Origin of the sequence: Inquilinus limosus MP06, assembly GCF_000767795.1 — a bacterium.
Classification (GTDB): domain Bacteria; phylum Pseudomonadota; class Alphaproteobacteria; order DSM-16000; family Inquilinaceae; genus Inquilinus; species Inquilinus limosus_E.
Genome location: NZ_JANX01000694.1, coordinates 1 through 2,870 on the forward strand (window position 1 = coordinate 1; position 2,870 = coordinate 2,870).

Annotated in this window: 4 protein-coding genes; all 4 read right to left on the bottom strand. The window is 70.2% G+C overall.

All coding sequences use genetic code 11. The features are described 5' to 3' along the window. Positions 1–81 precede the first annotated feature (81 nt). From tolR to ruvB, 4 genes are read right to left on the bottom strand one after another with little or no spacing between them, the layout of a single operon-like run. A complete protein-coding gene (gene tolR / locus P409_RS30965; RefSeq protein WP_034847531.1) occupies positions 82–612 on the bottom strand; it encodes a protein TolR in 531 nt (176 codons plus the stop codon). Beyond that, positions 612–1,343, bottom strand: coding sequence for a protein TolQ (tolQ, locus tag P409_RS30970; protein WP_034847533.1), 732 nt, complete (start codon positions 1,341–1,343; stop codon positions 612–614). The genes tolR and tolQ overlap by 1 nt, the downstream gene beginning before the upstream one ends. Before the next feature lie 19 nt (positions 1,344–1,362). Beyond that, complete coding sequence (gene ybgC, locus P409_RS30975; RefSeq protein WP_034847535.1) at positions 1,363–1,794, bottom strand: tol-pal system-associated acyl-CoA thioesterase; 432 nt, start codon at positions 1,792–1,794, stop codon at positions 1,363–1,365. Continuing rightward, entirely contained in the window at positions 1,791–2,831 is a 1,041-nt protein-coding gene (gene ruvB / locus P409_RS30980; protein ID WP_034847536.1) for a Holliday junction branch migration DNA helicase RuvB, read from the bottom strand. Before ruvB ends, ybgC begins: the two co-directional genes overlap by 4 nt. Positions 2,832–2,870: the final 39 nt, after the last annotated feature.

The window sequence follows — 2,870 nt, forward strand, 5'->3', positions numbered from 1 at the left end:
GGCAGCCCGAACATCAGCACGATCAGCAGGATCGCGTGCAGGGCCAGGGAGATGATGAGACTGGGACGCATGGGGCTCTTGTCAGCGCCTCGGTGCCGGTGCGGTGGCCGCGGGGGCCGGCGTCAGCGCCGCCTGACCCTTCGGCGTCTCGGAGATCAGCGCCACGCGGGTGAAGCCGGCGGAGGTGATGGCGCCCATGACCTGCATGATCCGGCCATAGGCCAGCGCCTGGTCGCCGAACACGAAGATGCGGGTCTCGGCCGGGCCGCCGCCAGAGCCGGCGGCCGCGCCCTGAGACTGGGCCTTGGCGATCGCGGTCAGCATCGGCACCAGGTCCTCCATCGCCACCTGCTTCTTCTGCACGTAGATCTGGCCCTGGGCGTCGATGGTGACCTGCAGCGGCTGCTCCTTGGTCGGGATGTTCTGGGCGCGGGTCTGCGGCAGGTCGACCGGCACGCCGACGGTCAGCAACGGCGCCGTGACCATGAACACGATCAGCAGCACCAGCATGACGTCGACGAAGGGCGTGACGTTGATGTCGGCGTTGGGACGCAGGGTGCGGCGACGGCCGCTGCGGGCCCGGCCGGTGGCATGGGACAGCGAGACGCCCATCAGCTGCGGTCCTCGAGATAGCGCGACAGGATGGCGCCGAACTCGCCGGCGAAGTTCTCCAGCCGCTCGGCATACTTGTTCAGGTCGTTCGAGAACTTGTTGTAGGCGGTGGTGGCCGGGATGGCGGCGAACAGGCCGATGGCGGTGGCGAACAGCGCCTCGGCGATGCCCGGCGCCACCACGGCAAGGCTGGTGTCGGCCTGGGCGGCGATCGACTGGAACGAGTTCATGATGCCCCAGACCGTGCCGAACAGGCCGACAAAGGGCGCGGTCGAGCCGACCGAGGCCAGAACGGTCATGCCACGCTCGACCCGGCCGAGCTCACGGGTCATGGTCACCTGCATCACCCGGTCGATGCGTTGCTGCAACCCGGCGCGCATGCTGCCCGACTGGCTGAGACCGCGATCGGCGGCGATGCGCCATTCCTTCATACCGGCGGCGAAGGTGGCGGCCATCGGGTCGGGCGGGTTGGCGCCGACCTGATCGTACAGGTCGTCGAGCGACCCGCCGGACCAGAACGCGTCCTCGAAGGCATCCGCCTGGCGGTTCAGCCGCCGGACGCGGATCCACTTCTCGAAGATGATCGCCCAGCACCAGACGGATGCCGCCAGCAGCAGCAGCATCACGAATTTGACGATCACATCGGCCTGCAGGAACAAGCCCCACATGCTCAGATTGTGCACGGCACCCTGCCCGACCGCCTGGGCCGTATCGATCACCGACTGCTCCATACCCTTCGCCCTTCGCCCTTCATCCCGCCGCGTGCGACGCGGTCTGGTCCTTGATCGCGTTGAACACCTCGCGCAGCCGCGGCGGCATCCGGGCCGCCCGGCCATCGCGAGTGATGCAGGCCAATTTCAGCAGCAATGTGACGATGTCATCCCCATCGCGCCGGATCGCCTGCGACATTTCGAGACTGGCGCCGCCGATCGCCGTCACCGCGGTCTCGACCGTCAGCCGGTCGTCGAGGCGGGCGGAGCGGCGGTAATCGATGACGCAATGGCGCACGGCGAAGGCGATGCCGGTCTGCTCCAGCATCGTCCACTGCTCGAAGCCCGCGGCGCGCAGCAACTCCGTCCGCGCCCGCTCGGCGAAGCGCAGATAGGAAGCATGGTAGACGATCCCCGACCCGTCCGTGTCCTCCCAATAGACCCGGACGGGGAAGCTGTGGAGCGCGCTCACGGCTCGTCTTCCGCCAGCAGATCGAGCTGGGAGGCGCCGCGCTTCGGCTCGGCCAGGCCAAGGGCGCGGTAGCCGCGGTCGCCCAGCACGCGGCCGCGCGGCGTGCGCAGCAGCAGCCCCTGCTGCAGCAGGTAGGGCTCGATCACTTCCTCGATCATGTCGCGCTGCTCGCTCAGCGCCGCCGCCAGAGTCTCGACCCCGACCGGGCCGCCGCCGTAATGCTCCGCGATCATGCGCAGGTAGCGCCGGTCCATGGCGTCCAGCCCGGCCTCGTCGACGTCGAGGCGCTTCAGCGCCTGGTCGGCGGCGCGGGCGTCGATCCGGGCCAGCCCGGCCACCGCGCCGAAATCGCGCACCCGGCGCAGCAGCCGGCCGGCGATACGCGGCGTGCCGCGGGAGCGCTTGGCGATCTCGTGCGCGCCCTCGTCGGTCAGCGGGCAGCCCAGCAGCCGGGCGCCGCGGGCGACGATCGATTCCAGCTCCGGCGTGCCGTAGAAGTTCAGCCGCAGCGGGATGCCGAAGCGGTCGCGCAGCGGCGTGGTGATCAGCCCGGACCGGGTGGTGGCGCCGACCAGGGTGAAGGGCGGCAGGTCGATCCGCACCGACCGCGCCGCCGGCCCCTCGCCGATGATCAGGTCGAGCTGGAAGTCCTCCATCGCCGGATAGAGGATCTCCTCCACCGCCGGGTTCATGCGGTGGATCTCGTCGATGAACAGCACGTCGCGCGGCTGCAGATTGGTCAGGATCGCCGCCAGGTCGCCGGCGCGGGCGATCACCGGGCCGGAGGTGGCGCGGAAGCCGACGCCGAGCTCGCGCGACACGATCTGCGCCAGCGTGGTCTTGCCTAGGCCGGGCGGGCCGAACAGCAGGACGTGGTCCAGCGCCTCGGCCCGGCTGCGCGCGGCGGTGACGAAGACGCGGAGATTGTCGCAGACCTCGCGCTGGCCGACGAAGTCCTCCAGCGTCTGCGGCCGCAGCGAGGCGTCGTCGTCGCCCCGGCGCTCGCCGGTGACGATGCGGTCGGCGTCCCCGCTCATGACGCCAGCTCACGCAGGGCAGCGGGGATGATCGCCGAC

Bases quoted from the DNA above. Each gene is read 5' to 3' on its own strand.
- tolR (WP_034847531.1), bottom strand. From the start codon at position 612: ATGGGCGTCTCGCTGTCCCATGCCACCGGCCGGGCCCGCAGCGGCCGT.
- tolQ (WP_034847533.1), bottom strand. From the start codon at position 1,343: ATGGAGCAGTCGGTGATCGATACGGCCCAGGCGGTCGGGCAGGGTGCC.
- ruvB (WP_034847536.1), bottom strand. From the start codon at position 2,831: ATGAGCGGGGACGCCGACCGCATCGTCACCGGCGAGCGCCGGGGCGAC.